18 protein-coding genes and 1 tRNA gene are annotated in these 22,998 nt (G+C 59.7%); 13 read left to right on the top strand and 6 right to left on the bottom strand.

The features are described 5' to 3' along the window. Window positions 1-109 precede the first annotated feature (109 nt). From NW830_RS10145 to NW830_RS10135, 3 genes are all read left to right on the top strand, one after another. On the top strand, window positions 110-2,860 hold the full coding sequence (locus NW830_RS10145) for a cation-translocating P-type ATPase (RefSeq protein WP_414362568.1): 2,751 nt from the start codon (window positions 110-112) through the stop codon (window positions 2,858-2,860). 151 nt (window positions 2,861-3,011) lie between these two features. After that, the gene (locus tag NW830_RS10140) at window positions 3,012-6,923 is read left to right on the top strand and encodes a PAS domain S-box protein (protein ID WP_414362567.1); all 3,912 of its coding nucleotides are present in this window, start codon (window positions 3,012-3,014) and stop codon (window positions 6,921-6,923) included. 10 nt (window positions 6,924-6,933) lie between these two features. Beyond that, a complete protein-coding gene (locus NW830_RS10135) occupies window positions 6,934-8,130 on the top strand; it encodes a response regulator (protein WP_414362566.1) in 1,197 nt (398 codons plus the stop codon). Here the strand turns inward: NW830_RS10135 and NW830_RS10130 are convergent, their stop codons facing one another. Further along, window positions 8,131-8,487, bottom strand: coding sequence for a HesB/IscA family protein (locus NW830_RS10130; protein WP_414362565.1), 357 nt, complete (start codon window positions 8,485-8,487; stop codon window positions 8,131-8,133). Window positions 8,488-8,887: 400 nt separating this feature from the next. Here NW830_RS10130 and rnz point away from each other — a divergent pair, with 400 nt between their 5' ends. From rnz to dnaN, 6 genes are all read left to right on the top strand, one after another. Beyond that, on the top strand, window positions 8,888-9,844 hold the full coding sequence (rnz, locus tag NW830_RS10125) for a ribonuclease Z (RefSeq protein WP_414362619.1): 957 nt from the start codon (window positions 8,888-8,890) through the stop codon (window positions 9,842-9,844). A 48-nt stretch (window positions 9,845-9,892) separates the two neighbouring features. Next, the gene (locus NW830_RS10120) at window positions 9,893-10,747 is read left to right on the top strand and encodes an RDD family protein (protein WP_414362564.1); all 855 of its coding nucleotides are present in this window, start codon (window positions 9,893-9,895) and stop codon (window positions 10,745-10,747) included. Between the two features lie 79 nt (window positions 10,748-10,826). Further along, the gene (rpmG, locus tag NW830_RS10115) at window positions 10,827-11,021 is read left to right on the top strand and encodes a 50S ribosomal protein L33 (RefSeq protein WP_414362563.1); all 195 of its coding nucleotides are present in this window, start codon (window positions 10,827-10,829) and stop codon (window positions 11,019-11,021) included. 10 nt (window positions 11,022-11,031) lie between these two features. Further along, on the top strand, window positions 11,032-11,247 hold the full coding sequence (gene rpsR / locus NW830_RS10110; protein ID WP_414362562.1) for a 30S ribosomal protein S18: 216 nt from the start codon (window positions 11,032-11,034) through the stop codon (window positions 11,245-11,247). A gap of 15 nt (window positions 11,248-11,262) precedes the next feature. Continuing rightward, a complete protein-coding gene (dusB, locus tag NW830_RS10105; RefSeq protein WP_414362618.1) occupies window positions 11,263-12,351 on the top strand; it encodes a tRNA dihydrouridine synthase DusB in 1,089 nt (362 codons plus the stop codon). A gap of 654 nt (window positions 12,352-13,005) precedes the next feature. Continuing rightward, window positions 13,006-14,304 carry a DNA polymerase III subunit beta gene (gene dnaN / locus NW830_RS10100; protein WP_414362561.1) on the top strand — a complete coding sequence of 433 codons (1,299 nt, stop codon included), beginning with the start codon at window positions 13,006-13,008 and terminating at the stop codon, window positions 14,302-14,304. Window positions 14,305-14,433: 129 nt separating this feature from the next. On the opposite strand, the gene queG is transcribed toward dnaN, so the two are convergent. From queG to rpsB, 4 genes are all read right to left on the bottom strand, one after another. Next, complete coding sequence (gene queG / locus NW830_RS10095) at window positions 14,434-15,372, bottom strand: tRNA epoxyqueuosine(34) reductase QueG (RefSeq protein WP_414362560.1); 939 nt, start codon at window positions 15,370-15,372, stop codon at window positions 14,434-14,436. Window positions 15,373-15,401: 29 nt separating this feature from the next. Beyond that, complete coding sequence (locus tag NW830_RS10090; RefSeq protein WP_414362559.1) at window positions 15,402-16,808, bottom strand: amidohydrolase; 1,407 nt, start codon at window positions 16,806-16,808, stop codon at window positions 15,402-15,404. 140 nt (window positions 16,809-16,948) lie between these two features. After that, window positions 16,949-17,770, bottom strand: a complete 822-nt coding sequence (tsf, locus tag NW830_RS10085) for a translation elongation factor Ts (RefSeq protein ID WP_414362558.1) — start codon at window positions 17,768-17,770, stop codon at window positions 16,949-16,951. Between the two features lie 333 nt (window positions 17,771-18,103). Beyond that, window positions 18,104-18,898, bottom strand: coding sequence for a 30S ribosomal protein S2 (rpsB, locus tag NW830_RS10080; RefSeq protein ID WP_414362557.1), 795 nt, complete (start codon window positions 18,896-18,898; stop codon window positions 18,104-18,106). 210 nt (window positions 18,899-19,108) lie between these two features. Between rpsB and NW830_RS10075 the strand changes: the two genes are divergently transcribed. Continuing rightward, window positions 19,109-19,182 (top strand) — tRNA-Pro (locus NW830_RS10075). 58 nt (window positions 19,183-19,240) lie between these two features. Here the strand turns inward: NW830_RS10075 and NW830_RS10070 are convergent. Then, on the bottom strand, window positions 19,241-19,996 hold the full coding sequence (locus NW830_RS10070) for a 5'-methylthioadenosine/adenosylhomocysteine nucleosidase (RefSeq protein ID WP_414362556.1): 756 nt from the start codon (window positions 19,994-19,996) through the stop codon (window positions 19,241-19,243). A gap of 167 nt (window positions 19,997-20,163) precedes the next feature. On the opposite strand from NW830_RS10070, the gene NW830_RS10065 reads away from it, so the two are divergent. The 3 genes from NW830_RS10065 (at window position 20,164) to NW830_RS10055 (ending at window position 22,896) form a co-directional block, all read left to right on the top strand. After that, entirely contained in the window at window positions 20,164-20,631 is a 468-nt protein-coding gene (locus tag NW830_RS10065; protein WP_414362555.1) for a YbjN domain-containing protein, read from the top strand. Between the two features lie 17 nt (window positions 20,632-20,648). Beyond that, on the top strand, window positions 20,649-21,428 hold the full coding sequence (locus NW830_RS10060; protein ID WP_414362554.1) for a lipoyl protein ligase domain-containing protein: 780 nt from the start codon (window positions 20,649-20,651) through the stop codon (window positions 21,426-21,428). Between the two features lie 115 nt (window positions 21,429-21,543). Beyond that, window positions 21,544-22,896: a TPM domain-containing protein gene (locus tag NW830_RS10055; protein ID WP_414362553.1), complete on the top strand. Its 1,353-nt coding sequence runs from the start codon at window positions 21,544-21,546 to the stop codon at window positions 22,894-22,896. Window positions 22,897-22,998: the final 102 nt, after the last annotated feature.

The following is a 22,998-nucleotide window of genomic DNA, read 5'->3' as shown; positions in this document are numbered from 1 at the left end:
GCCTCTGTCCCCACCTTGCCACGAAACTGGGGAAATGGGGATCCCTTTTCCTCTATGGAAAGCTTCGAGAGCTAACGTAGAATTTGTCCATTCCCTGGAAGTGTTTGCGATGGCCCAAGCTTCTGGATCCGCCGCTGTTTCTACTCCTGCCTGGCATAGTCTTCCTCTTCCCGCTGTTATCCAGAAGTTGCAGACCGATCCCGATTCTGGCCTGACTACCCAGCAGGTGATCCAAAGGCAGCGGGAATTCGGCCCCAACGAGCTGATCTCCTCTCCTGGCCGCAGCGCCTGGCAGCTCTTTCTTGACCAATTCCGCAACGTCATGTTGCTGATGCTGATTGCCGTGGCGCTGATTTCAGCCCTTTTGGATTGGCAAAAGAGAGAGTTTCCTAAAGATGCCCTAGCCATTTTGCTGGTTGTAGGTCTCAATGGCCTGCTGGGCTACTTGCAAGAAAGCCGGGCGGAAAAGGCGCTGGCGGCCCTAAAAAAATTGGCCTCCCCCAGCGTGCGGGTGCAGCGGGACGGGCTGTGGCAGGAGATCCCTGCCAACCAGTTGGTGCCAGGGGATCGGGTGCTGCTGGAAGCGGGGGTGCAGATCCCAGCCGATGGGCGCTTGGCGGAAGCGGTGAACCTACAGGTGCGAGAGGCGGCCCTGACCGGAGAGGCGGTACCGGTTACCAAGCAGGCTGATTGTGTCCTCCCTGAAGACACAGAGCTGGGCGAGCGGCGCAACATGGCCTTCATGGGCACCGAGGTGCTGCAGGGGCGAGGGATCCTCTTGGTTACTGCCACCGGCATGAACACGGAGCTGGGCAAGGTGGCCAGGCTGCTGCAGACGGTGGAAAACGAGCCCACCCCCCTGCAGCGGCGCATGAGCCAGTTGGGCAATGTGCTGGTGTCGGGATCCCTGGCCTTGGTGGCGCTGGTGGTGATCGTGGGGCTGCTCCAAGCCGGGAGCATGGCGCCTTTTGCCTCGCTGCTGGAAACTTCCCTCAGCATGGCCGTGGCGGTGGTGCCGGAGGGGCTGCCGGCTGTCACCACGGTTACCTTGGCCATTGGCACCCAGCGCATGGTGCGCCGCAACGCCTTGATCCGCCGCCTGCCGGCCGTAGAGACCCTGGGATCCGTCACCACCATCTGCTCCGACAAGACCGGCACCCTCACCGAAAACAAAATGGTGGTTACCGACATCGTTACCCCTGAGCGCCACTACCACGTCAGCGGCAGCGGTTACATTCCCAAGGGATCCTTCTACTGCGGCGGCCAGCCCATCGATCCCCAGAGCGCCCCCGATTTGCAGGCCCTTCTCAGGGCGGTGGTCTTCTGCAACGATGCCCTGTTGCAAGCCACTCTCCCAGCCCAGCGCGGCGCTGCCCCCACCTGGTCAATCCTGGGGGATCCCACCGAGGCCGCCCTGCTGGTAGCTGCCGCCAAGGCCAACCTGCAGAAGGCTTCTTTGCAGGAGCAACACCCGCGGGTGCAGGAGATCCCTTTTAGCTCAGAACGCAAGCGCATGAGCGTGGTGGTGCAGGAGGAGGGCAGCTACCGCGTCTACGTCAAGGGATCCGCGGAACTGGTGCTGGAGCAGTGCGCCTACATCCAGAAAAACGGAACTTGGCAGGCCCTCTCAGAAGCGGATCGCCAGGCCATTTTGGGCGCCAACAACCGCTTGGCAGCTCAGGGCATCCGGGTTTTGGGGGTGGCCACTCAGCAGTTGCCGCGGATCCCGGAGAACCTGGAGGAGATCGAGCGCAACCTGGTGTGGCTGGGCCTAGTGGGCATGTACGATCCCCCTCGGCCCGAAGCGCGGGAAGCGGTAGCCCGCTGCCGGCAGGCCGGGATCCGCACCCTAATGATTACCGGCGATCACCAACTCACCGCCATTGCTATTGCCCGCGAGCTGGGCATTCTCGACTCCGAGAACCAGGCCATTGATGGGCGCACCCTCTCCCGGCTGAGCTTTGAGGAGCTGATGGAGACGGTGCAGAAAGTCAACGTCTACGCCCGCGTGGCTCCCGAGCACAAGCTGCGCATCGTGCAGGCCCTGCAAAAGCAAAACCAGTTTGTGGCCATGACCGGCGATGGCGTCAACGACGCCCCTGCCCTGCGCCAAGCGGATATCGGCATTGCCATGGGCATCACCGGCACCGATGTCAGCAAAGAGGCCAGCGACATGGTGCTGCTAGACGACAACTTCGCCACCATCGTGGCGGCTATTGAAGAAGGGCGGGTGGTCTACAGCAACATCCGCCGTTTTGTGAAATACATCCTGGGCAGCAACATCGGCGAGGTGTTGACCGTGGCTGCCGCCCCCCTTCTGGGCCTAGAGGACGTGCCGCTGACGCCCCTGCAGATCCTCTGGATGAACTTGGTAACCGACGGCCTGCCCGCTCTGGCTTTGGCAATGGAGCCAGCAGAGCCAGGGGTGATGCAACGCCCCCCCTTTAACCCCAAAGAAAGCATCTTTGCCCAAGGGCTCGGCGCCTACATGGTGCGCATTGGCGTCGTCTTTGGCTTGGCGACGATCCTCATGATGGCGATTGTGGAAGCCTACATCGTTCACTGGCGCACGATGGTCTTCACCACCCTGTGTATTGCCCAGATGGGCCATGCGCTGGCGGTTCGCTCTAATGACAAGCTGACCATCGAGCTCAACCCCTTTTCCAACCCCTACCTGCTGGGGGCGGTGCTGACCACTTTGCTGCTGCAGTTGGCCCTGCTCTATGTGCCCTTCCTGCGCGACTTTTTCGGGACAGAAGAACTGACCCTCACTGAGCTGCTTATCTGCGTGGGCTTCAGCACGGTGGTGATGGTCTGGGTAGATCTGGAAAAACTCTACCGCCGCTGGCGCCCCCGTTAAGGCTAGCTTCCATGGTTTCCTCCTTTGCCAAAAGCTTTTTCCCAGGGCAGGGTAGGGCAGCTTTTTTCCGCAACTTAACTGAGCGATTCTGCGGAAGCCAGAAGATAAGCTGGAAGCAGCCGCCACCAGAAAAGAGCTGGGGATAGAGATAATGCTGCCGGGCTGGGCCAGCTTTATGCTTGGGGGTATTGTTTTGGTTCTCGGAGCACTTCTAGGGCTTGGCTGGCTCCGGCGGCGGATCCCTCTTTTCAAGCTCATTTTCAGGGGATCGCTAGCAACTTCCAGCCCAGAGGCCCGTTTCCGCGCAGCGCTGGAAGCCAGCCTGGATGCCATCTATCTGTTGGAGGCGGTGCGGGATCCTTTTACCGGCGAGATTGTGGATTTTGTCTTCGTCGATGTCAACGCCAAGGGGGAGGAGCTGATTTCCCGCCGCCGGGAGGAGATCCTCGGCCAGCGGCTGTGCGAGCTGTTGCCCATCAACCGCACGGCTGGCTTTTTTGAAAAATACAAGCGGGTGGTGGAAACCCGCATCCCCCTGGAAGAGGAGTTTCCCATCTCCGGCCAGCCGGACTTGCGGGCCCGTTGGCTCCATCACCAGGTGGTGCCGGTGGGGGATGGGATCCTCATCACCAGCCGCAACATCACCGAGCAGGTTGAGCGGGAGCAGGCGCTGCAGGAAAGCGAGTCCCGCTATCGCGCCCTCTACGAGGCAATCCCAGACATGATTTTGGAGATTGCTGCCGACGGTCGCATCCTCAACTGCAAGCCGTCCCGCTACTTCGCCACGCTGCGCCCCCCTCAGGACTACATTGGCCGCCGGATCGAGGAGATTTTGCCTCCTGCTTTGCGGGAGCAATGCGAAGTTCTGGGAAGGCGGGCTCTGGCCAACCAGACCGCCGAATACCTGGAGTACGAGATTGAGCTACAGCCAGGAGTCAGGCAGTATCGCAGGGCCTGTATCGTTGCCCACGGCAGCAAGAAGCTCTACGTCTTGGTGCGGGACATCACAGAGCGCAAGCGGGCTGAGCTGAATCTCAAAGCGGCCGAGGAAAAACAAAGGGCCATTCTGGCCGCCATCCCGGATCTCATCTTTCACCTCGATAGCCAGGGCGTTTGCCTGGGAGTGAGCTGTGGGGGGGAGGTGCGGCCCTACGGCTTGCCAGAAACTTACCTGGGGCGCTCACCCCACGAACTCCTGCCCCCAGACCTGGCGGAGCGGCGGCTTGCCTATATTCGCCAAGCCCTGGCCACCCAAACCCTGCAGCGCTACGAGCAAAGCCTGGAGATCGAGGGCGAAGTGCGCCACGAGGAGGTGCGCATTGCCCCTCTAAACGAACAGGAAGTGGTGCTCATCATTCGCGACATCACGGAGCGGGTGCGGGCGCAGCAAGCCCTGCAGGAGAGCGAGCAGAAGTTCCGCGCCCTGTTTGAAAATGCTGCCGTGGCCATCCTCATTCGCCATGCCGAAACGGGCGAGATCTTGGAGGCTAATCCGCGCGCCCTTGCCGCCTATGGATTTTCCAGCCTGGAGGAACTGCGGGCCTTCGACGCTTCGGAGCAGTCCCCCTATCGCCAGGCCCTGCAGGGAAGGGGGTTCTCGCTGCAGCCCTACCTGGAGCAAGCTCGCTCTCAGGGATCCGCCCGCTTTGAGTGGCGCTGGCAACGGCGGGATGGCCGGGAGTTTTGGGAAGACGTCTTTGTCCAGCCGCTGGTGCTGCGCGGGATCCCTTGCTGGGTGTTTACCGCCGTCGATATCACCGCCCGCAAGCAGGCCGAAGCAGAGCTGGAGCAATTCTTCTCGGTAGCTTTGGATTTGCTCTGCATTGCCGACGAGCAGGGGTATTTTCGCCGTCTCAACCCTGCTTGGGAGACCGTCCTGGGCCGTTCCCTCGAGGAGCTGCAGCAGCACCCCTTGTGGGAATGGGTGCACCCGGAAGATCTGCTGGCCACGCAGAAGGCGATGCAAAAGCTGCTGCAAGAAGGGCGCCTGGATGGCTTTGTCAACCGCTACCGCACCCAAGACGGCAGCTACCGCTTTATCGAGTGGCGCGCCTCTCTGGCGGGATCCCTGGCCTACGCCGCCGGGCGGGACATCACCCTGGCCCAGCAGGCCCAAGAGCAGATGAAGGCGGCTATGGAAGCTGCCGAGGCGGCCAACCGCGCCAAGAGCGAATTCTTGGCCACCATGAGCCACGAGATCCGCACGCCCATCAACGCCATCATGGGCATGGCCAGCCTGTTGCTGGATACCCCCCTGGATCCGCAGCAGCGGGATTGGGTGCAGACCATCCGCTACGGCAGTGAGGTGCTGCTTAGCCTCATCAACGACATTTTGGATTTCTCCAAGATCGAGTCTCAGAAATTGGAGCTGGAGGAAACGCCCTTTTCCCTGCCCCAGCTCATGGAGGAGCTTTTGGATCTCATGGCCGCCCAAGCCCAGAGCAAAGATCTGGAGCTGGTGGCCTGGGTGGATCCCAGCTTGCCAGCCACCCTGGTGGGGGATCCCAACCGCCTGCGCCAGATCCTGGCCAACCTCCTCAGCAACGCCATCAAGTTCACCCCGCAGGGAGAAGTGGTGGTAACCGTCGAGGCCCAGGAGCGGGATCCCCAGGTGCAGTGGGTGAGCTTCCAGGTGCAAGACACCGGCATCGGCATCCCGCCGGAAAAGCAGGATCGCCTCTTCAAGCCTTTCAGCCAGGTGGACAGCTCCATCAGCCGCCGCTACGGCGGCACGGGCTTGGGCTTAGCCATCAGCCAGCGTCTCTGTCAACTGATGGGCGGAGAGATCTGGGTGCAAAGCCAGCCGGGCCAGGGATCCACCTTTGGCTTTCGCGTCCCGCTGCGTGTTCCGGATCCGGCCCTCTTGGCAGCCCCAGCCCTCGATGCTGCTCTAGCCGGCAAGCGGGTTTTGTTGGTGGAAGACAACGCCAGCCAACGGCAGCTCCTGGCTCGCCTCCTCCAGGCCTGGGGGATGCAGGTAACGGCCTGCAGCTTTGCAGCAGAAGCCCAAGCCCTGGCCAAAGCCCAGACTTTTGACCTGGCTCTGGTGGATACCAGCCTGCCAGACGGCGATGGGCTGGCCCTGGCCAAAGCTCTGCAGCAGGAGCAGCCCCCCCTGAGGCCTTTGCTGCTGGTGGCCCGCAGCGCGGCTTTGGCAAGCTCTGGCTCTTTTCCTGCCCTGAGCAAGCCGGTCAAGGCCTCGCAACTGCGGGCTCTGCTTTGCCAGGAAAAAGTGCCTGCCGTTACTTCCCCCTTGGAGCCCCCGCTGCCTTTGGCCAGCCGCTGCCCGTTGCACATCCTGGTAGCCGAGGACAACCCCGTTAACCAAAAAGTCATCCGCCTAATGCTGGAGCGGCTGGGCTATCAGCCGGACATCGTGGCCAACGGCCTGGAAGCCCTGCAGGCGCTGCAACTGCGCGCCTACGACCTGGTCTTGATGGATCTGCACATGCCGGAGCTGGACGGCCTGGCCGCCACCCGCCGTATCCGCAGCGAACTTCCCCCAGATCGCCAGCCGCGCATCCTTGCCCTCACCGCCGACGCTTTCCTGGAAAGCCGTGCTGCTGCCGAGGCCGCCGGCGTCGACGGCTACCTGACCAAGCCCCTGCAGCCGGCTGTGCTGGAGCGCGCTTTGCAGGAAATCTCTTCTTCTTGCAAGGAAGAAAAACCGGAGCCAGCCTTGGATCCCGACACCCTGGCCAGCCTACGCAGCATGCTGGGATCCCCCGAAGACTGGCAGGAGATGGTGCAAACCTACCAGCAAGACAGCCAGGCCCTGCTGGGATCCCTGCGCCAGGCTCTGGAGCGGCAAGATGCCAAAACCGTGGCCCAACTGGCCCACCGCCTCAAGGGCAGCAGCAGCACCCTGGGGGCCAAGTCGCTAGCTCAGATGTGTCAGGAGCTGGAGAACCTCTCTCGCCACCCCTCTCCCGCTTTTGTAAACTGGGATACCCTGAAGCAGGCCTTGCAACGGTTGGAAGCCGAGTACCAGCGAGTTACCCTGGAGTTATCGGCTGCCGTGTCTGGGCCTTCTCCTGTTGCCAGTAGCCATGCAGAAGCTTAATGCCAAGCCTATGTCAGATCGGCGGGGAGGGAGCTTCTCTGAAGCCGAGGAAAAGCCACTGCTGCTGATTGCCGACGATGATCCCAGCCAGCGGCTTTTGGCTCGCTATACCCTGGAGCGGGAAGGCTACCAAGTTGTAGAAGCGGACAGCGGCTTGGCTTGTCTAGAAGCCGTAAGCTGCCATCAGCCGGACATGGTGCTCCTGGATGCGGTGATGCCGGATCTGGATGGGTTTGAGTGTTGCCGCCGCCTCCACGCCCAAAACCCTGACATGCCAATTTTAATTGTCACCGCTTTAGAAGACGAAGCCTTTGTCAGTGAGGCCTTTGCCGCCGGTGCCAGCGACTACATCCCCAAGCCCATCCACTGGTCGGTTTTGAAGCGGCGGCTGCGCCACTTGCTGCAAGCCAACCAGGCCCAGCGCCGTCTGCAGCAGCTTAACCAGGAACTGGAAGCCAAGGTGCAGGAGCGCACCGCCCAGCTGGCCTGCCAGGTGTCAGATCTGGAGCAGCTCAACCGCCTCAAAGACCACTTTCTGGCCACGGTCTCCCACGAGCTGCGCACACCCTTGACCAAGATCAAGCTAGCTCTGGAGCTTCTGGGCCGCACCCCCCTCAACGAGAAGCAGCGGCAGTACCGGGACATTGCCCTGCAGGAGTGCGAGGCCGAAATCCAGCTCATCAACCGCCTGTTGGATCTGCAGGGCTTGGAAAGGAAAGACTTGGGCTCTGCCGTTGCAGCTATTGACCTGCCCCACCTCTGGCACAGCTTGATCGAATCGGCGCAGCAATGCACCCAGGCCCGCTCCCTCACGCTGCAGGTGGGGGACCCGCCCCCCTCCCCCTGGCGGTTTTACAGCCATCCGCAGCTCCTGACCCAGATCCTCAAAGAACTGCTGGACAATGCCTGCAAGTTTACCCAGCCAGGTGGCACGATCCGTCTAGAGGTTCAGCCAATCCCTGAAGGGGTTGAGTTTAAGATCGCCAACACGGCTCAGATTGAGCCTGAACATCTGCCCCGCCTGTTTGAGCGCTTTTACCGGGTGCCCACTGCGGATCCCTGGGCCCAGCCAGGTAGCGGTCTGGGGTTGGCTTTGGTGAAGCAGTGGGTGGAATACCTGCAGGGCCACATTCGAGTCAGCAGCAAGGACGGGTGGACATGGTTTGTGCTCCGCCTGCCCAGCCTAGAACCCTCCAGCAGGATGTGATCAATGGCCAGTGGCAACGGCAGTTTCGGCAGTGGCAAAGGAAGTGCCACAGCCACAGGTAGCCACTGCATTGGGGTTCTTGAACTTGAAGCCGCCCCCCAACAGATCCTCGGAAAAGTCGACGGTAAGGCCCTGGATCAAGGTCATGCTCAAGGGATCCACTGCCACGCGGAGCTCGCCAAAGTCAAAGGTATGGTCATCAGGGTTGGCCTGGGGCTCAAAGTTCATCACGTAAGAGAGGCCAGAGCAGCCGCTGGGCTTGACCCCCAACCGCAGGATGGGCTGGGATCCCTCCTTCTCGTACTTGCTGCGCAGGCGCTTTAGCTCTTGGATGGCGCTCTCAGTCAAGGTGATCATGGCAAGAAAGCTGACACGTACCCTTATCGTGAACGACTCCCAACCCTCATTCGCTAAGTAAGCACAACATGGCTTACGCCACACTGCGCGAACAGACAGCGTACGGGCTGCACGCTTTACCGACTTGTTGGTACAAAGGACACAGCCTGCCGCCACCGTGCAACCCGCGGCGGGAACAAGTCAGGGAAGCTCTCCCGCGATTGAACTTGTTCTCCTTAGTTGTAGCACGAACGGCTTTATCCCGACACTGATTGGCAATACGGAACACAAATACAGGGCGGGGCTTGCCGCCAATTAAGCTAACAAGGGTTTTGGGCGCCCTTTCTAGGTAAGTTGATAAGCTAGGGATCCCAGTCCTTAGCGCTATCGGCATTTGGCCCTTGTGACAGATCCCAACGCCATCCGCGTTACCTTTCTGGGTACTAGCTCCGGCATGCCCACCCGCCAGCGCAATGTGTCGGGCGTGGCGGTGCAGTTTCCGCAGCGATCGGAATGGTGGCTGTTTGATTGTGGCGAGGGCACCCAACACCAACTGTTGCGGCTAGACGAGCTGCGCCCCAGCCAGTTGCGCCGCATTTTCATCACCCATATGCACGGGGATCACATCTACGGCCTGCCGGGGCTGTTGGCCTCCTGTGGCCTGGGCAGCACCCCCCAACACATCGACATCTACGGCCCCCCCGGCCTAGAAGAGTACCTGAAGGCGGTGCTACGCTACAGCGAGACGCGGATCCCCTATTCCTTCCAGGTTCACACCGTAGAAACAGGTCTCATTCTTCAGGATCCAGAGTATTGGGTTTTCTGCGCGCCTTTGGATCACCGGGTGCCCGCCTTTGGCTACCGCGTGGTGGAACAGGATCGGCCAGGCACCTTTAACGTGGCCAAAGCCCAGGCCGACGGGATCCCACCTGGCCCCCTCTATGGCCAACTCAAGGCTGGGCAATCCATCTTCTGGCAGGGCCGCTGGTTCCACGGGCGAGATTACGTGGGGGATCCCATCCCAGGGCGCAAGTTCTCCTACTGCACCGACACCATCTTCTGCCGCAACGCCGTCGATCTCTCCCGTGCTGCTGACCTGGTCATCCACGAGGCCACCTACGCCGAAGCGGATCGCGAGCTGGCTCAGCGGGCTAAGCACTCCACTGCTGCCATGGCTGCGCGGGTGGCCGCTGAAGCCAAGGCCCAGACCCTCATCCTTACCCACTTTAGCCCTCGCTACACGTCAGATGGCCCCATCACTTTGGAAGACCTACTGGCCGAAGCCCGCGCTATCTTCCCCAATACACTCCTGGCCCGGGATCGGATGACCTACGAGATCCCGCGCCGCAGCCCTGCTTCCCTGCCGATAGGGGTCTAGGCCCGCTTTGCTAGCTAGAATGGTTAGGGATAACAGACTCAACCTGCGATGACGGATCCCAGACCCTCTCCCGAACGGCCCAAAACCCAGCAGCTGGATCAAAGCGCCAGCGAGTGGCAAGCCTTTAGCGCCCTGCCTCCAGCAACCTCCCTACCTTCTGTCCAGACGAAGCAACCGGCTTCCCCGGCAGCCGGCGCCCCCCAGGCTAAGGAAAACCTGCCCAAACTAGCTCCCTGGGGCAAGCGGATTGGGGCCTTTGCCCTGGATTTTGGGCTGGGGCTAGGGGTCTCCTACCTAGCGCAGGGTTTAGCTTCCCTGCTGGGAGCCGATGCTGGCGCCGTGGACATGACTGGCTACATTGCCTTCTTTGCCGCTTGGCTGGTGAACCGCGGCTATTTCCAATCCCGTCCTGAGGGCCAAAGCCTCGGCAAATGGCTGCTGAATATTAAAACCTGGGATCCGGAAACCGAAGCCTCGCCTCATCTGATTCGCTCCCTAGCCCGGGAGGGAGTGCTCTCGCTGTTTGTTCTCACAGAAGCCCTTCTGGTACCCCTAGTTGCCGATGGTCTGTTTGCCTTCTTCGACAAGGAAAAACGCCAGAGCATCCACGACCGTGCCGGGCGCACCCTAGTGGTGGAATCCGAGCGGGGCTACCACCTAGATGAAAAAGTCCTGCGGCTGCTACAAAACCTCCTCGAAGGGGAAGCTACTGAGGACGTTCAATTGGCTGCGCGGGATCTTCTGCGCAAAGCCCAGCGCAATGAGACAGTACGGGACCTCTCCAACCAACTGGGGCGCCTACGTCAGGAGGTTGGCCGCAACACCCGCAGCCTTCGCCACCAAGCTGGAAAGCAAGTTAAAAGTTGGCTTGCTTCCCTCAAAGAAAAGTTAGATAATTGGTAATTGCGCTACGCGCAAGCCCTTCTTCAACCGTGGCTGTTGAAGGGGGAGGTAGTTTCTTCCTCTGCAGAGGGATCCACCCATGGCCAAGGGAAAAGGTGCTCGCATCATCATTACGCTGGAGTGTTCGGAGTGCCGCACCAACGTTAACAAGCGTTCTCCAGGGGTGAACCGCTACACTACTACCAAAAATCGCCGCAACACCCCCGGTCGTTTGGAGTTGAGAAAATACTGCCCCAAGTGTAACCGCCATACCCTTCACAAAGAGATTAAGTAGTTCCTGAGCTATGGTTTACATTCGCCGTCGCTTGTCTCCCATCAAGCCAGGAGAACCCATTAGATACACCGACGTTGAGCTGCTCAAGAAGTTCGTAACTGAGCGTGGCAAAATCTTGCCTCGCCGCATCACAGGCCTAACTGCCAAGCAGCAGCGGCAAGTCTCCAAAGCCATCAAACAGGCGCGCATCCTAGGCCTTCTCTACTTTGTCAACAAAGAAGGATAGTTGCGTTGGCCTTCCATGAGCCTGCAGCTTTCACCGCAGTTGCAAGCACGAATGGCCCAACCCCTAGAGATTGGGAGGGTAAAGATCTTCAGTCGGGTCTTCCAGGCACCCCTATCAGGGGTAACCGACATGGTCTTCCGGCGGCTAGTCCGCCGTTTTGCCCCCCAAAGCATGGTTTACACCGAGATGGTTAGCGCCATTGGCTTGCACTATGCTCGCGAGCTGCCCCGCATTATGGAGGTGGGGGAGGGAGAGCAGCCCATTGGCATTCAGCTGTTCGACTGCCGGCCCCATTTTTTAGCTGAAGCCGCTCGCATGGCTGTAGACGAAGGGGCAACTCTGGTAGATATCAACATGGGCTGCCCGGTAAATAAAATTACCAGAAACGGTGGCGGCTCCTCCCTGCTGCGAGACCCAGATACCGCTGCGAAAATTGTTGAAACGGTGGCCAAGGCAGTGGAGGTACCCGTTACTGTAAAAACGCGCTTGGGCTGGTCGGACGAGGAAATTAACATCTTGGATTTTGCCTACCGCCTCCAAGAGGCGGGAGCCCAACTCCTTACTCTACATGCTCGGACACGTGCCCAGGGCTTCAGCGGCAAAGCCCGCTGGGAGTGGATCCGCCGCGTCAAAGAACGTTTGCACATTCCGGTCATTGCTAACGGAGACATTTTCTCCACAGCTGCAGCAGTGAAGTGTCTCGAAGAAACTGGCGCCGACGGGGTGATGTGCTCCCGCGGCACGATGGGTTACCCCTTCCTGGTGGGGGAGATCGATTACTTCCTGAAAACCGGGCAAGAAAAGCCGGCTCCTACTCCCTTGGAGCGAATTCAAATAGCTCTAGAGCATCTACGAGGTCTTTGGGAATATAAAGGGGAACGCGGGATCCGGCAAGCCCGCAAGCACATGGCCTGGTACGTTAAGGGCTTTGCCGGCGCTTCCCACTTTCGTGCTCTTCTTTGCCGCATTGAGACCCTGCAAGAGGGAGAAACCCTGCTGCTGCAGGCTATGGAGCGTTGCCAAGAAGCTGTTTTGCAGCCCGAGGAGCCGGGTGAGGCTTCTGAGGGAGAGCAAGCTGCCTGTGAAGAAGCTCTTCTGGCTTAAAGGAGCAGAGGACTGGGCCTTCTGTGTCCTCGTAATCTCCTAGGCTACTACCCAAGGTAGGGCGATCTCTAAGAGGAGTTCTCCTACCCTCATATAGTTTAGCCGCAACAGTTTCCCCCCCTCCTCAGCGGACCAGAGGAAGCCACCTAGCTTTCCCTGCCAGGCTGCCCCTGACCTGGACAGGATCCCTAGGTCTACAGTTCCCCAGTCTAGGGGATCCCCAACGGATCGATCATTAAGTTTTGTAAACTTTCCCAGCTCCTGCCCTACCCGCCTGTGGAAAACTTGTGGAAAACTTTGAAAAACTGTGGAAAACCTGTGGAAAAAACCCCCTAGTTATCCACAAGGTATAAATACTCTGTGGAAAAGAGCACCCAGTTATCCACAGATTTTCCACAGGCAGGGGACAAGCCCAAAGGCTTACAGCACAAGGCTTTGCCAATCACCAGGCCATCGATTTCCACAATTTCCACAGGCCCTACTACTACTATGTTAAAAATTTAAATATTGGGTAGGGATCGTGGTTTTTAATCCTCTTCGCGCGCGCGAGAGTGCAAACTAGGGGCAAGTCAGTGCTAGGATTAGCGTATTCAGCTCGCAAGGCCCGCAATGGTACAAGCTCAACGCCCTCTGCAGGAAGAACCTAGGGCAAGCATGTTCGCGTCTGCCCCGCGCGACGGCCGCTCGGGAACTTCGCTGGGGGTTCGTGAAACTGAGCTCCTGGACGAGGCCAAGGAGCAGCCCTTTGCAGCAGCGGGAGGTAGTCCTACTGGTGGCCTTTGCTTTACCTGTGAGCAGGCCAAGCTTAGCCAGCAACTGGCAACAGTTGGGCGAGCTATCGCCAGTCGGCCCGCGCTGCCGATTCTGGCCAACGTGCTGGTGGAAGCCAGCGCAGAAAGGCAGCAGGTGGCTCTGACGGGCTTTGACCTAAGCTTGGGCATTCGCAGCGAGTTTGAGGCGGAGGTGAAAGCATCCGGTCGCCTTACGCTGCCAGCCAAGCTGTTTGGCGACATCGTCAGCCGTCTGCCCAGTGGTTCAGTTACGGTGAGCCAAGTTCAGGAGCGGGTTATCCTCACTTCAGCTGCTGGTCAGTACCAGCTACGCAGTGCTGCGGCAGAGGAGTACCCCACCCTGCCCGAGGTAGTGATCCCTGCTGCCATTGAGGGTGGTGCCGCGCGGGCTCTAGAGGTGCCCATCGAGAGCTTGTTGCAGGGAATTGGCCAGACCCTCTTTGCTGCCTCTAGTGACGAAACCAAGCAGGTACTCACAGGGGTGCATGTCAAGCTTGTGCTTGGGGAGCCGCCGCAGCTGGAGTTTGCAGCCACTGATGGACATCGGCTGGCCATAGCTCAGGTAGAAGTCGAGGGAATTCCAGTTGAGGTAGCCAGGGAAGGGAGAGGGCCCGATTTCACCATTCCCGCTCGGACTCTGCGGGAGGTGGAGCGCATCCTCAGTGCCCAGACTGGTGCCTCCAAGGTGGAGTTGCGCTTTGACCAGTCACAGGTACAATTTGTTTTGCCCCAACAGCGGATTACCAGTCGTCTTTTGGAGGGTCAGTACCCCGACTACAACCGTTTGCTGCCCAGGCAGTTTGAGCGGCAAGTGACCTTGGAGCGGCGACCCCTGATGGAGTCGCTGGAGCGGGTGGGAGTGTTTGCTGCCCAGCGGAACGACATCATCAAGTTCAGTCTCTCGGCAGCAACCCAAACCCTGCGCATCAGCACCGAAGCACCCGATGTAGGCAGTGGCGAGGAATCGCTGCCAGTGCAGATGTCCGGCCCCGATCTAGAGGTGGCCTTCAATGTCCGCTACCTGCTGGAGGCTCTCAAGGTGTTTCACACGCAGCAGGTGAGCCTAGAACTCAACGGGGCCACGCAGCCGGCTGTTTGGAAGCCACTGGGAGCGGTGCGCCTTTGCTATTTGGTCATGCCAGTGCAACTGCGGGCAACGTAACACTCTCCCACCCTCCGGCTAGTGCTTATCCCCACCCCCCAGTTTCCGGGGAAAGGCTGCAGTGTAAGTGAGGTTGGGAACAGGTCCAGGCAGCGCTGGGGCAGGCGGGAGGCCAACAAGAGGGGTAGGCTAGCTGGCCTCATGGCCTTGGAGGGCAGCTTGGGCATTGCGGCGCAGTCGGTTGGCCTTGAGCCGGCGCAGGGCGGAGGCGGGAAAGCGGCGGTCGAACTCCTCGTCGTCAATGCGAGCCAGCTCCTCGAGGTCGGGGGCGATGTTCCAGGGGTAGGGCTGAAAATCGGGAAGGGGACTGAGCCGGGCAAAGCGTTGGTTCCAAGGACAGACCTCTTGGCAAATGTCGCAGCCGGCCACCCAGTTCTGCAGGTTCTGGGCAATCTCAGCAGGGATCCGCTCGGCGTGGCTCTCTAGGGTGTGGTAAGCAATGCAGCGGCGGGAATCGACCACGCCTGGACTAACAATGGCCTGGGTGGGGCAGGCTTCCAGACAGCGGGTGCAGGTGCCGCAGTGGCTCGTGTGAGGTTGGTCAGGAACGAGCTTAAGGGTGGTCAGGATGACCCCTAGAAACACCCAGGAGCCATACTCACGGGTGAGCAAGAGACTATTTTTGCCAATCCAACCCAAGCCCGCCTGCATGGCCCAGGGCTTTTCTGCTATTGGGCCGGTGTCTACGTAGAATCGGCCCTGGTAATCCGGGAATTGCGCTTGCATCCAGAGGTGGAGCTGTTTGAGTCGCCGCCCCAGCACGCGGTGATAATCCCGCCCCCAAGCGTAGCGGGAAATCTTGCCTTTGCTGGGATCCTGACTATGGCAGGTGGGGGTGTAGTAGTTTAGGGCCACACAGACCAGGGAGCGCACCCCCGGCAGCACCCGCTTTGGATCCATTCGTCGCGGGTCAGCCATCCAGGCCATGTCGGCGGCCATGCCTGCAGCTAACCAGGCTGACAGACCCCGTAAGTCCGGGGGGTTTTCTATGCTGGCAATGCCAACTTTGTCAAAGCCCAGCCCCAGAGCCTGCTGCTTTAGCTGGGCAGTGACTCTGGCCGAGTCCATCTCTGATTCTCGAGCGATCCCCGACATCCCTATTCTGGCAGACCCATCACGCGGCGGTAGCGGGCCTCCAGTTGGGCCACCTGCTGTGAGCGGCGCCAGGGATCCCAAAAGCTGTGCTCGAACAGCTCCTGCCGCAGCTTGGCTACATCCACCGTTGTTACTTTGCCGTCGGCCACCACCCGCTTTCCTCTGACCCAGACGCTGTGTACTACCTGGGTGGGCCGGCCCAGTACCAGCAGCCCAATGGGATCCGTGCGGGGTAGCAGGGACAGTTGGGTGAGATCATAAAGCACGAGGTCCGCCTGCTTGCCCACTTCCAGGGATCCCAGCTCCTCTCCCAGCCCTAGGCCAATGGCCCCGCCGCGGGAGGCCATTTCAATACTCTCACGGGGAGCAATCCAGTGGCGGTAGTCGGGATCTGTGATGTTGTGCAGGATGGTGCCGATTTTAATGGCCTCCAGGAGATCCTGGGAATCGTTACTGGCAGCCCCATCGCAGCCAAAGGCCACATTCACCCCTGCTCGGCGATACTTGAGGATGGGGGCGATACCGCTGCCTAAGCGCAGGTTGCTCAAGGGGTTGTGGACAACCGTAGAGCCGGTGCGGGCCAGGATCTCGATATCCGCATCGGTGAGCCAGACACAGTGGGCAAGGGAAGTCCGGCTGTCCAGGTAGCCGATCTGCTGCAAGTGCTTGACTGCGCTGCAACCGTACTTTTCCTGGGCCAGCATCTGCTGAGCGCGGGTTTCCAGCAGGTGGGCATGGCGAGGGAGATCATACTTTTGGCTCAACTCCGCACAGCCCTCAAACAGCTTGTCAGAACAGAGCTGAATGCCGGTGGGGGCCACCATCAGGCTAATGCCCTCCTCTGGGCGGTGGTACTTCTCAACCGCCTCTTCCACCAGGGCCAGCACTTCTGCTGTAGAGAGGGGATAGGCTGGTGCCTCCCCTTCTCCGCCTGGCAGGCAAGCAGGAAGCGCCTGATCCTGAAGCAGCGGACCAATGAAGGCGCGGATCCCGACCTCTCGGTAGGCCCGCACGGCTGCCTCGAGGGTGGCCAGCTCCTGGCCAGGGATGAGGATAAGATGATCCACTACGGTCGTGCCGCCGCTGAGCAGGGTCTCGACCGCCGTCGCCAGCGCGCTGAGGTAGATCTTTTCTGGATCCGGCGGCGAGTACTCGTGCAGTTGCGCCAGCCACAGTTCTAGCGGGTAGGGCGGGATGATCCCGCGCTGCCACAGCTCGGAAGAGTGGGTGTGGGCATTAACAAAGCCAGGCAACAAAAGCTTGTTGTGGGCATCGAGCTCTACGCCATCTGGGCCTACTGAGGCCAGCCCTTTGCCGATGGCAGCAATTCGCTCCCCTTCAATGCGGACATCTGTAGTCTTGTAGCCGCCGGCGGTAGGGATCACCGCATTGCGCAGGATAAAGCCCATGCCCAAGATCCGAAATGGTTGCCTGTTACCCTAGCTTGCCACTCCCCCGACTTCTTACGCAGCCCACAAAGGAGCTCGCAAAGGCGTTGTCAAGGCGCTCCTCCACACTTCTGCTGACTTTCCTTTCGTCACGAAGTCCCCTATTTCTTCTTCTTGCTAGAGCCTTTTTTGGCCGGCTTGCCCTCGGCAACAGGCTCATTCCCAGCAGCCTCCACCGCAACTTGGTCAGCCGCAGGTTCTGCGGGAGGAGCAGTTGCTGCTTCTGCCGCTTGCGGTGGCTCCGCTGGCTTGAGACCGGCCTGAGCAGCCACTTCAGCGGCAAAATCCACTTTTTCTTTCTCAATCCCTTCCCCCAGGACAAAGCGAGCAAACCGCCGCACCCGGATGTTTTCTCCCAGCTTGGCAATGTGTTGCTTTACCAATTCCTCTACGGTAATTGATGGATCTTTGATAAAGGGCTGATCCATCAGAGACAGCTCTTTCAGACGCTTTTCAACGCGACCTTGAACAATTTTCTCCCGCACATGCTCGGGCTTGCTAGCCAGATCCTCCTTGCCCATCTCGATGGCCCTCTCTCGCTCCACCACTTCAGGAGGGATCTGGTCAATGCTGATGTATTCCACGTTTTGGCAGGCGGCAATCTGCTTGGCAATGTCCTGAACCAGCTTTCTAAACTCTTCGTTGCGGGCTACAAAGTCTGTCTCGCAGTTGACCTCTACCAAAACCCCGATTCGGTTGCCGAAGTGGATGTAGCTATCAACAACTCCTTCTGCAGTGATGCGACTGGCCTTCTTGGCTGCCCCTGCTAAGCCTTTCTGCCGCAGCAAAACAATAGCTTTCTCCCTGTCGCCGCCGGCCTCTTCCAGGGCTTTTTTGCAGTCCATCATGCCTGCGCCTGTTTCTTCGCGCAGTTGTTTGACTAGTTGGGGATCAATTTTGACATTAGTCTTGGCATCGCTCATGAGGGTTCCTCAACAAACTAAGGATATGGTAAAGATATCACCTGACTCTGGGCCAAGCTGGGGGTGCTGTCGGCAAGCCAACCGTCCATTCCCCGCCTGGGTTACCAAGGCAGCCCCTAAAAGTGTTCCGCGCCCAAGTGGGCATTACCAGGACCCTGAACCGCTGGTATCCGCTCCTGTAGCCTACCATGGGAGCGACTAAAGTCGCCTCAGGGCTTTTCTTCCCCCCACTTCGGGGGTACGGAGCTTGCGGCCGTTCCCTGGGAAAATTTTAAGCTGAGATCTTTGGACAGAGAATAGGCAGGGAAATCCTCCCTGCCTTGGAATGGAGGGCTACTCGCCCGCCTCGGGATCTCCTTCCTCTTCCATATCTTCCAAAGTGTCCTCTTCTTCTAGATCCATAGCCCCCTCGTAGTCGTACTCTTCCTCTTCGACCGTGTCGAGTTGCCCGTGTCGACCTTCATAGATGGCATCGGCCAGCTTGCCTACAATCAGCTTAATGGCTCGAATGGCATCGTCATTGGCGGGGATGAAAACGTCGCTGAGATCAGGATCACAGTTGGTATCTAGGAGGGAGATGATGGGGATCTTGAGCTTGATGCATTCTCGGACAGCGTTGGCTTCGCGCCGCTGATCCACGATGATCACGGCATCCGGCAGTCGGCGCATGGTTTTGATGCCGCCTAGGTACTTCTCTAGCTTGGCCAACTCACGCCTTAGGCGGGCTGCTTCTTGTTTGGGCAGGCGGTCCAGCAGACCGCTGCTTTCCATCTCTTCGATTTCCTTGAGGCGATCAATGCGGGTTCTAATCGTGGCCCAGTTTGTAAGCATGCCCCCCAGCCAGCGCTGGTTAACGTAGTAGCTGCCACAGCGGGTGGCTTCCTGGGCAATGATCCCAGCAGCTTGGCGCTTGGTGCCAACAAAGAGGAAGCGCCAGCCCTTTTCGGCACCCTCCCGCACGTATTCATAGGCTTCATTGAGGTAGCGGGCTGTCTGCACCAAGTCAATGATGTGGATGCCGTTGCGCTCGGCAAAAATGTAGGGCCGCATCTTGGGGTTCCAGCTGCTGGCCTTGTGACCGAAGTGAACCCCCGCCTCCAACAGTTGAGGCAAAGTGACGACGCTCATGGTTCAGTTCTCTCCTACGGGTTAGCCTCCGCCTGAACAGATCCCAGTTGAGGGCACCCGATGGTTCAGGCGTGTGGGGTTTTGACAGCCTAACTAAGCTAGCACGTCCTTTGCGGGATTTGGCAGCTGGCTTGGGGCTCTTGCCAGGAGCCAGCTTCTAGTGCTAGTTTAGTAGAGCACCTCCAGAGCACGTCTCTGGTACAGGTGCGTCGGGGCGTAGCGCAGCTTGGTAGCGCACCACTTTGGGGTAGTGGGGGTCGAAGGTTCAAATCCTTTCGCTCCGACTTAGATTCCTAACTAGGAAAGAGCCCCTGTCCTTGGACAGGGGCCGCAGTTTTTCTTCTACGAAGAGGGGGGAGGCAAGCTCTGGAGAAGACTGTGGACCACGGCCGCCGAGTTGAGGGCTACTGTCTGAAAGAAACTGAGGAAATCGGTATCGCTCCCTACATCGCTAACCGAGCGCACCAGCAGGCAAGGGATCCCAGCCTCCTGGGCCACCCGCACCACGGCTGCCCCTTCCATCTCCACCACCAGCGCCCCCGTGCGCTCGCGAATTTGGTGGCGGAGCTGGGCGTCGGCCACAAAGACGTCGCCGGTGGCCACCAGGCCTTGATGGATAGCCGGGTAGCGTCCTTGCAGGGGGTGGAGAGGGATCCGCTCCACCTGCTTCATGAGGAGGTCGTAGAGGGCGCTATCGGCCTCAGCGAGGGGATGGCGCAACTCGGGGATGAAGTCGATCCCCAAGACAAAGCCCTCTGGGCGTCCGGTGCCGAAATCGTGCTCGATAGCGGCATGGGCCAGGACCACATCCCCTAGATGGAGATGATCGGCCAAGGCGCCGGCCACGCCGGTAAAGATGATGCCCTGCAAGGGAAAATGGGCCACCAGCAGAGCTGCCGTGGTTGCCGCCCGCACCTTGCCCACCCCCCCCTGTACCACCACCACTGGCTGCCCAGCCAGGGATCCCTGATGGAATTGCCGCCCCAGGTGGGTATGGACGGCATAAGTCTCCATTGCCTGGGTGAGCATGGCCACTTCCTCTGGCAGGGCTCCCACAATACCGATAGCTTTCTGGGATGGGCTGGATGCAGTTGCCATGAGGCTTCCCTCAGTTCTTTCTTCCACCAAACTAGGTGCCCTGGAGACATTTAACCCGAAGCAGCTCCATTCTGGCCCAAGCCGGATCCGGCCAGGAAAGAGACCAGCCAGCTAGACGCGTAGGGGGTATAGTTAAGGTGGTTGGACAGGGAGTAGGAAAGAAGGCCATGGCCGCCAGCGAGCCGCTCATTGAGCTTTCCCCAGAGGTTTTTCCAGGTTTGGTGGAAGAGCCACCCCGCTACGTGGAAGTGGTCTCGGCAGTGGTTTCCAGCCTCAAAGAAGATGCCGCCTACGAGAACCACGAGCAGGGGCACACCTGGAAATTCACCTATGGCAGCGTGGAAGTGTTTGTCCACCTAAGCGGCGAATCCCCCGAAGATACCCTCTTGGTGTGGTCTCCCGTTCTCTCGCTGCCGGTGGCGGAGCCGGCCAAGCTAATGCAGAAACTCCTGGAGAAAAACTGGAGTGAAACGCTGGAAGCGCGCTTTTGCATCTGGAACAACCAAGTGGTCCTCAACCACCACCGCACTCTGGAAGGGATCAGCGCCGGCGAGATCTCGCGCGCCATCACCCTTGTGGCCAGCTTGGCCGATGAGTACGATGAGCAGCTCCAGGCTGAGTTTCCCAAAGCTTGAGCTGCGGCGCGATCAGGATGGGATCCCCAGGCTACTGGCTACCCTATTGCGTAGCCCCCGGCACCTGGCAAATGGAGCAAGATACCTGGCTTTTGCAGCGGCTGCGCCAGGATCGCAGGCTCTGTTTGCGCTTTTACGGCTGGGATCGGCTTACCCTCTCGCTGGGACGGCACCAGGCCTGGCCGGATCCAGCGCCAGGGATCCCGGTGGTGCGCCGCCCCACTGGCGGAAGAGCGGTCTTACACCAGGCGGCTGAAGATGGAGCAGAGCTCACCTACAGCCTAGTGCTGCCCCTGTCTTACCTCCAAGCTCGGCTGCCCCGTTTGCAGCGGGCCTGCGTGTACGACTTCTGCTGCCGCTTTTGGGTAAAGGGGCTGGCAGAACTGGGCGTTGAGGTGGATCCAATCCTCGCTCACAACCGAACCCATGCCCAGAACCGCCCAACCCCAGATTCGGGCTACCGCAACAAAACCAGTTGCTTTGCTGCCCGTACCCGCGCCGATCTCAGCTGGGGAGGCAAAAAGCTCATGGGCAATGCCCAACTGTGGCAACCTTGGGGGATCCTGCAACAGGGATCCCTCTTGCTGCGGCCCAATCTCGAGCTGTGGGAGCGCTATCTGCCCGGCTCGCAGGTGATTGGCCTGTACGACCTTTGCCCCACAGCGCCGGGGATCCCTGCTTTGGTTGCCCATTTTCTCCAGGCAGCGCAGGAGTGCTTTGGGGTGGAGTGGCAAGAGGAGGCCTGGCCAGAGCCGCTCCATTTGGAGGATCCCGCGGGGATAACCGGGCAAAGCTGACCCTGAGGGATAGGGCTTCCCCGCAGCGGAGACGGTAGACAACGTTGCAAGGGAGGAGGAATCTCCAGCTGAGGGGCCTGTGCTAAAACCAAGGCAGCGCTCAGCCAGGTGAGCCATGCCAAAAGTTTGGGCGGCAGTCTTGCTCAGTGTATCGCTGTGGATCCCGCAGCCTGCTTGGGCCATTGCCCTCCAACAAGTGCCCAACCCCCGCCGCCAGTATGGAGGATGGGTTTCCGACACCGCCAACATCCTCAGCAGCAGCACTGAAAACGAGCTCAACCGTCTCCTTACCCAGCTTGAGCAGCGTACCACTGCCGAGATGGCGGTGGTGACGGTACCCAATACTCAGGGATATGCCACGCCGAAAGCGTTCACCACGCAGCTATTTAACTACTGGGGCATTGGCAAGGCCGGTCGCAACAACGGCGTGTTGTTTCTCATCTCGGTGGGGGATCGGCGGGTGGAAATTGAGACTGGCAGAGGTTTGGCCACCCTCCTTCCTGACAGCCGCGTTCAGCAGATTATCGACCAGCACATTCTACCCAAATTTCGCAATAGGGATTTCGAGGGCGGCACCTTGGCAGGAGTACGGCAGTTAACTGCAGTGCTGCAGGGGCAGCCAGTTGCCGAGGTTCAAGCTTCCTCTGCGCTTTCCCCTGCAGCTGTTCCTCGATCGGGTGGAAGGGAAGCCTTGGCCGTTGCTCAAGGCTTGCTGGAAGGGAGCCTACTGCTGCTGGGGATCCTGCTCCTAGGGCTGGGGTGGCGGCGCTCCCGCCTGCCGGTCTATCTCAAGGCCGAGCGGGGAGGAGGGAAAGTCCTATCGCTAACACGCCGAGAGCAGGGGACAACGGCTGCCTTCTCTTCGCTCCAGAGCGCCCCCATTCGCCGGCTTCTCTATCCCGGTTCCCTCTGCCTTGGTCTCTTCCTGATGTCGGTCAGCGGCAACTGGCTGGTACTGGTGCTGCCCTTCCTGGCAGTTGTGACCACCGACGGCATCTTGGGCTCGAAGCGTGGGATCCCGTTTCAGCCAGTGGTGTGTCAAAGCTGCGGTCGGCCCCTACGCCCCATCCAGCCGCAAGTTCTGGATAAGCAACTTCCCCCAGCGCATCGCCTGGCCAAAAGCCGGCGCAGAGCCCGCTACTACGGCTGGTTTTGCCCCGCCTGTCGGGGAGTTGCCCTGGTTGTTCGCGAGGGAATAGCCTACCGTCACCTTTACTGCCCTAGCTGTCAAGCCCTTACCCTTGACCTCACTACCCAGATTCTCCAGGAAGCAACCTATTCCTCCAGCGGTTTGAAGTTGGAGATCCTAACCTGCCCGATTTGCCAGTACCGTAGCGAGAGAACAGTGGTGATCCCGCCACTTAGGGACAGTGACTCCGAGAGGGATTCTGGGAGTACCTCTGATAGCTCTGATAGCGATTTCGGGGGCGGCAGCAGTGACGGCGACGGAGCAGGTGGCAGTTGGTAAAAGGTAGTGAATGCCCCCTAACCCTAGAGATTTCTCTATCGATCTAAAAGGAGAGCCGGCCTTCTCTTAGATCCGTTAGGACAGTACAGTGGTAAGGGAGTG

This window comes from Synechococcus sp. OH30 (genome assembly GCF_047462175.1).
In the GTDB taxonomy this organism is placed as follows: Bacteria; Cyanobacteriota; Cyanobacteriia; order Thermostichales; family Thermostichaceae; genus Thermostichus.
This window is presented reverse-complemented; position numbering and strand designations above follow the sequence as displayed.